Origin of the sequence: Rhizobium sp. WYCCWR 11146 (assembly GCF_013591995.1) — a bacterium.
Taxonomy (GTDB): domain Bacteria; phylum Pseudomonadota; class Alphaproteobacteria; order Rhizobiales; family Rhizobiaceae; genus Rhizobium; species Rhizobium indicum.
In genome coordinates this window covers 108,898-115,087 of sequence record NZ_JACCEY010000019.1, presented here as the reverse complement: position 1 = coordinate 115,087, position 6,190 = coordinate 108,898, and the positions used below count along the sequence as shown (strand labels likewise).

The window sequence follows — 6,190 nt, the reverse complement described above, 5'->3', positions numbered from 1 at the left end:
GACGCTCTATCACTTTCAATCACGCATAACCCCCGAAAATCGATTACGATTTTCGGGGGTTATGCGCTAAAACCTCACTGCTCGGAGAGCTTCATCTCGGGATCGTAGTCCTTGCCTTCGACATGCTTGACGACGGCCTGGCCGCACTGCATCGCACCGGTTGCGGCATTGAAGGCATAGGTCGGCGAGCCCTCCAGCGACCAGCCCTTGTTGAGGGCGGCGGTGACCTTATGGCAGAAGGAAGCATCGTCGGGACCGGTCAGGAAGCGGTAGAGTTTCATCACATCGTCTTTCGTGCTGCAGCCTGGCGGGCTGCGATAAGGCGCGCTTTATGGACCAGACTTTCCGCCTGGACAAGATGCAGCCGCTCGACCATCCGCCCGCCTGCATTGATGACATTCAGCCCATCGGAAGCGGGGTCGGCAAAGGCTGCTATGATCGCCTCCGCTTCCGCAATCGCTGCCGGATCCGGACCGAAATGCCGGTTGGCGGGCTCGATCTGCGCCGGATGGATCAGCATCTTGCCGGCAAAGCCCATGGCCCGGCCCTGCAGACATTCGGCATCGAAACCCTGTTCGTCCCTGAAATCGTTGAAGACGCTGTCGATCGCATCGAGCCCGTAAGCGCTGACCGCAAGGACGACCTGCATCAGCCACGGCACGAGATAGTTCCGCCCCGGCTGCGGCAGCACGCCGGTTTCCTTGCGCAGGTCGTTGAGCCCGACGACGAGACAATCGAGCCGTGAGCCCGGCGTGCGCCCGGCTTCGGCGATAGCAGCCGCATTGAGGATGCCGCGCGGTGTCTCGATCATCGCCCAGATGCGCAGATCTTCCGATGCATCGGCCTCGGAGAGAAGGTCGCCCACCGCCATGACATCCTGCGGCTCGTCGACCTTCGGCAGCAGCACGGCATCGGGACCAAGCGCCGTCACCAGCTCCATGTCCGCCAGGCCGAAATTGGTGGACAGACTGTTGATGCGGATGATCCGCTCCTTGCCTTGGAGCGGCCGAGCCGAAAAGAAATTCCTCAGATTTTCCCGCGCTTCCGCCTTCTTTTCCGGCGCCACGGAATCCTCGAGATCGAAGATCACCGCATCGCAATCGACCGCATGGGTTTTTTCAAGGGCGCGGGGATTGATGGCAGGCACGCTCAGCACCGAACGGCGCAGGCGGATGGGGCGGGTCGTCGGGTTTCGGCTCATGGCGAATTAGTGCCAAGCTTTGAAAGCCGAAGCAAGCAGCCACCCCAGAACCTCCCACAGAACAACAAAAAGCCATGCTTGCCTTGCAGAGAGGAAAGAGAAGGACCACATTCCTTTCCGAAGAAAGGTCTCTAACATGCAGAACATTCGCTCCATCTTCCTCATGCTTGCCGGCGCCACCGTTTTCGTGGCGATGCTGCTTCTCACCTTTTCAGTGACGCTTGCCGTCGGCGGCATCCTGACCGTGCTCATGGTCGGACGCGCGCTTTCGATGAAGATGAAGCCCGCTCCGGTCCGCGCCAAGGCAAATAACGGCCAGCGCGAGATGCGGGTCTGGAACGACGGCCGCGGCACGATCATCGATCTCTGATCACCTTTTTGCTGAAAATTTTGGTTCGCCGAAAAATTTCGGCCGACACTGTCGGATCACGCTTCCATGCTACGTCCTTGAAGCAGCCAGGCATTCAGCCGGCGTTCAAAAAACGAATGGAGGACAAGCATGGATGCGACGACAGAGAGCAACCCGACCAAGATGCCACCGGTCAAGAACGGCCTGCTGCCCTATCTTACGGTCGGCGGCGCGGTGAAAGCTGCGGAATTCTACAAGAAGGCTTTCGGCGCCGAAGAGGCATATCTCGTGCCGGTCGACGAGAGCGGCAGAACGATGCATGTGCATCTCTACATCAACGGCAGTTCCCTGATGCTGTCGGACGCCTATCCCGAATATGGCCATCCCTTCAAAGGCCATGAAGGCTTTGCAATCCAGCTGGTGATCGATGATATCGATTTCTGGTGGGATCGCGCGGTTGCCGCCGGCGCCGAAGTCGTCATGCCGGTCGAACTGATGTTCTGGGGCGACCGCTATGGCCAGCTTCGTGATCCGTTCGGCGTCCTCTGGGGGTTGAACGCAGCGTCCAAATAAGGGACAGGCGCAATTGAGCGGACCGCGCGAAACGTCGCGTGGCCGCCATCTGTGAAAGATTCTCCTTCATTTCGGCGAAAAACTGGACTAGATGCAAATTCTGGAAGTAGATTTGCTGAAATGGAGCATGGGTCATGGATAAATTCGTGAAGCTCACGGGCGTTGCAGCGCCCCTGCCGGTTGTCAACGTCGACACCGACATGATCATTCCGAAGGATTATCTGAAGACGATCAAGCGCACCGGTCTCGGCACCGGCCTCTTCGCCGAAGCCCGTTATAACGAAGACGGCTCAGAAAACCCGGATTTCGTGCTGAACAAGCCGGCCTATCGCGATGCCAAGATCCTGGTTGCCGGCGACAATTTCGGCTGCGGCTCCTCGCGCGAGCACGCACCTTGGGCGCTTCTGGATTTCGGCATCCGCTGCGTTATCTCGACCAGCTTCGCCGATATTTTCTACAACAACTGTTTCAAGAACGGCATCCTGCCGATCAAGGTCAGCCAGGAAGATCTCGACAAGCTGATGGACGACGCCTCGCGCGGCTCCAACGCCATCCTGACCGTCGACCTCGAAAACCTCGAGATCACCGGCCCCGATGGTGGCTTGATCAAGTTCGATCTCGACGAGTTCAAGCGTCACTGCCTGCTGAACGGCCTCGATGATATCGGCCTGACCCTGGAAAAGGGCAAGGCGATCGACAGCTTCGAAAAGAAGAACGCCGCTTCGCACCCCTGGGCAGCCTGAGCCCTTCCAATCGGTTACCGATCAAGCCGGGCTTACGCCCGGCTTTTTCTTTGGTGTGGGTCAAAGAAATTTTTCTTTCCAGCCCCTGAGTTTTTCGAGCGACACACCGATGCCGCCGCAGACTTCGATAAGCGGATTATCGAAGCGCTGAAGCAACCCGGCATGCACATCGGCAACCGCAAGGGCCGCACCGCAAGCCGGCTCGACCAGAATGCGCTGCGCATCGGCAAATTTCAGGCAGGCGGCAACGGCATCGGCGTCGCTGACGAGAACACTTCCGATCGGATGCTGCTGCGGCAGGTCAAAGACATGCTGCGCCACCTGCCGCGCCCCGAGCGAATTGGCAATCGAGGTAATGGCGGGAAGGGTGATACGCTCATTCGCCTTGAGGCTGGCATGGAGCGAAGCCGCCCCTTCCGTTTCGACGGCGATAACAGGCACATCGGAAAGCCCGTTGCGCTTCAACCCCTCGACGATGCCGGCAAGCAGCCCGCCGCCGCCGACGCTGGTGACGACGCAATCGAATTTTGCCCCTTTCGCCACCACCTCGTCGATCAGCGTGGCATGGCCATCCCACAGAAGCGGATGGTCGAAGGGGTGCACATAGGTTGCCTTGCGGCTCCGGGCGAGTTCGACCGCATGGGCATTGGCCTCATCGAAAACCGAACCATGAACGAGGACATTCGCGCCCGTTGCGGCAATCGTCTGCCGTACGTCGGCTGCCGTCGTCTCCGGCACGACGATCGTGACCGGCACACCGAGCGCCCGGCCGGCATAAGCCGCCGCAATGCCGGCATTGCCGCCGGAAGCGCAGAAGATTTCGCGCGCCCCATTTTCCACCTCGTGCTGGCAAAGCCGGCCGACGCCGTGCAGCTTGAAGCTGCCGGAAGGCTGCAGCGCATCGAGCTTCAGCCAGAGCGGTTTGCCGCTGGCGCTGTAGCCAGGTGCGGTCTGGAGCAAGGGCGTGTCGAGGTGGAGAGGCGCAAAAGGCATGGGAACCATCCAGAATAAAGATAGGGTCACCGTTCTAATTCGTTTGTGGACGCAGGAGCAACCGTCGCGGCTCGGAGCGAAGCGTACCGATTCACCGCTTCTGTCGCTTGAAATGCCCATTTCCGGGGTCTAAGAAACCGCAACTTGTTTTTCCCAGGAGGGTTTCATGACAGCGCGCAATCTTTTCCTGCTGCCGGGTGACGGCATCGGTCCCGAGGCCATGGGCGAGGTCCGCAAGATCATCGCCTATATGAACGAGGCGATGAATGCCGGTTTCGTCACCGATGAAGGCCTTGTCGGCGGCTGCGCCTATGATGCGCATGGCGCTGCCATCTCGGAAGCCGACATGCAGAAGGCGCTTGCCGCCGATGCCGTTCTGTTCGGCGCCGTCGGCGGCCCGAAATGGGATAGCGTGCCTTATGAAGTGCGCCCGGAAGCCGGCCTGCTGCGCCTGCGCAAGGATCTGCAGCTCTTCGCAAACCTGCGCCCCGCCATTTGCTATCCGGCCCTTGCTGCGGCCTCGTCGCTGAAGCCGGAACTGGTCGAAGGCCTCGATATCTTGATCATCCGCGAGCTGACGGGCGGCGTCTATTTCGGCGAGCCGAAGGAAATCATCGATCTCGGCAATGGCCAGAAGCGCGGCATCGACACGCAGGTCTATGATACCTACGAGATCGAGCGCATCGCCGGCGTCGCCTTCGAAATGGCCCGCACGCGGCAGAATCGCGTCTGCTCCATGGAAAAGCGCAACGTCATGAAGTCGGGAGTGCTCTGGAACCAGGTGGTAACCGAGACGCACAAGGCGAAATATTCCGACGTCCAGCTCGAACACATGCTGGCCGATGCCGGCGGCATGCAGCTGGTGCGCCAGCCCAAGCAGTTCGACGTCATTGTCACCGACAACCTCTTCGGTGATATGCTCTCCGACGTCGCCGCCATGCTGACCGGCTCGCTCGGCATGCTGCCATCGGCCTCGCTCGGCGCGCCTGACGGCAAGACCGGCAAGCGCAAGGCGCTTTACGAGCCGGTGCACGGCTCGGCCCCTGACATCGCCGGCAAGGGCATCGCCAATCCGATCGCCATGATCGCCTCCTTCGCCATGTGCCTGCGTTACTCCTTCAATCTGGTGAAGGAAGCCGACGATCTGGAAAAGGCGATCGCCAACGTGCTCGACAAGGGCATTCGCACTGGCGACATCATGGCCGATGGCGCAAGGCAGGTCGGCACCGTCGAGATGGGCGATGCGATCCTCGCCGAGTTCAAGACGCTTTCCGCCTGATATTTCACGTGAAACAGTATCCAGCCCTTCGCATCGCGCATGCGGAGGGCTTTTTCCATTGAGGGCGGTGAAGCGCGTCCCGCTTGGTCGAATTATCCGAAACGGACTATTCTCGGCCACAATCTCGTGTATTTTTGCGCCGGATTTTAACGAGCGCATAATCCCGAAATCGGAAGCGATTTTCGACAAAGGATCGTGCGTCAATTCAAAGTAATAGAGCGTCCTTAGCGTGTCCTGTTGGACGCGCGGGCTCTGGGCAAATTCGAACGGACGACGAAATGCGGGCATTTTGGGCTTCCCTGGACAGGCGCTGGCGCCGGAGCGCCGTCGGCATGCCGCCTTTGCGCTGGCAGGCCTGCCTCTTCGTTACGCTCAATGCCGTGATCCTTTCGATGCTGCTCTTCGACGCGCCGATCGGCGCCAGCGAAGTTCCCGCGCCGGTGAAACACCTCGGCGAGATGCTGACCGGTTTCGGCGATTCCGCCTGGCTGATCTACACCAGCATCCTGCTGTTCTTTCAGGGCAGGGCAGGCTACAAGCTTGTGAAGACGGCGCGTTCCAAGGCGCAGGCGCTCTATGTCAGCTGGATCGGCGCCTATCTCTTCTTCACGGTCGTCTTCTCAGGACTTCTCGCCAATCTGCTGAAGCGTGCGATCGGCAGGGCGCGTCCCGATCATTTCCACGACTACGGCATGTTTTCCTTCACGCCCTTTTCGGGCCATTCCGCTTTCGAAAGTTTCCCGTCCGGCCACTCCACCACGGTCGGCGCCTTCTTCGCCGCCTTCGCCCTGCTATTTCCACGCTACCGCGTTGCCTTCATCGCCTGCGCGATCTGGCTCGGCATGACGCGTGTCATGGTCGGCGCCCATTATCCAAGCGACGTCATCGCCGGCCTTGCATTCGGCGCCTGGTTCTCGCTGCTGACGGCGATCGTCTTTGCCCGCTGCGGCTTGCTCTTCAAGCTGGCGCCGGACGGCTGGCCGCTCTCGAAGAGGCTGTTTCACACTGCATAACTCCTTAAATCGGAATCGATTTAAGGATAAAATTATGCA

General features: G+C 59.9%; 8 protein-coding genes. 5 read left to right on the top strand and 3 right to left on the bottom strand.

Going from position 1 to position 6,190, the window contains the following annotated elements; genetic code table 11:
* Positions 1–74 precede the first annotated feature (74 nt).
* Together HX899_RS13780 and HX899_RS13775 are read right to left on the bottom strand one after the other, a co-directional pair.
* The gene (locus tag HX899_RS13780; protein WP_017962591.1) at positions 75–281 is read right to left on the bottom strand and encodes a DUF1737 domain-containing protein; all 207 of its coding nucleotides are present in this window, start codon (positions 279–281) and stop codon (positions 75–77) included.
* The gene (locus tag HX899_RS13775) at positions 281–1,201 is read right to left on the bottom strand and encodes a CoA ester lyase (RefSeq protein ID WP_173883583.1); all 921 of its coding nucleotides are present in this window, start codon (positions 1,199–1,201) and stop codon (positions 281–283) included. Before HX899_RS13775 ends, HX899_RS13780 begins: the two co-directional genes overlap by 1 nt.
* Positions 1,202–1,337: 136 nt before the next feature.
* Here HX899_RS13775 and HX899_RS13770 point away from each other — a divergent pair, with 136 nt between their 5' ends.
* From HX899_RS13770 to leuD, 3 genes are all read left to right on the top strand, one after another.
* A complete protein-coding gene (locus HX899_RS13770; protein ID WP_017962593.1) occupies positions 1,338–1,571 on the top strand; it encodes a hypothetical protein in 234 nt (77 codons plus the stop codon).
* A 129-nt stretch (positions 1,572–1,700) separates the two neighbouring features.
* The gene (locus HX899_RS13765; RefSeq protein WP_003543982.1) at positions 1,701–2,123 is read left to right on the top strand and encodes a glyoxalase/bleomycin resistance/extradiol dioxygenase family protein; all 423 of its coding nucleotides are present in this window, start codon (positions 1,701–1,703) and stop codon (positions 2,121–2,123) included.
* A 134-nt stretch (positions 2,124–2,257) separates the two neighbouring features.
* On the top strand, positions 2,258–2,866 hold the full coding sequence (gene leuD / locus HX899_RS13760) for a 3-isopropylmalate dehydratase small subunit (protein ID WP_003543984.1): 609 nt from the start codon (positions 2,258–2,260) through the stop codon (positions 2,864–2,866).
* A gap of 60 nt (positions 2,867–2,926) precedes the next feature.
* On the opposite strand, the gene HX899_RS13755 is transcribed toward leuD, so the two are convergent.
* Positions 2,927–3,859: a pyridoxal-phosphate dependent enzyme gene (locus tag HX899_RS13755; RefSeq protein ID WP_181292668.1), complete on the bottom strand. Its 933-nt coding sequence runs from the start codon at positions 3,857–3,859 to the stop codon at positions 2,927–2,929.
* 166 nt (positions 3,860–4,025) lie between these two features.
* Between HX899_RS13755 and leuB the strand changes: the two genes are divergently transcribed.
* Entirely contained in the window at positions 4,026–5,138 is a 1,113-nt protein-coding gene (gene leuB, locus HX899_RS13750) for a 3-isopropylmalate dehydrogenase (RefSeq protein WP_003543987.1), read from the top strand.
* Positions 5,139–5,416: 278 nt separating this feature from the next.
* Positions 5,417–6,151, top strand: coding sequence for a lipid A 1-phosphatase LpxE (gene lpxE, locus HX899_RS13745; protein ID WP_138331951.1), 735 nt, complete (start codon positions 5,417–5,419; stop codon positions 6,149–6,151).
* Positions 6,152–6,190 lie beyond the last annotated feature (39 nt).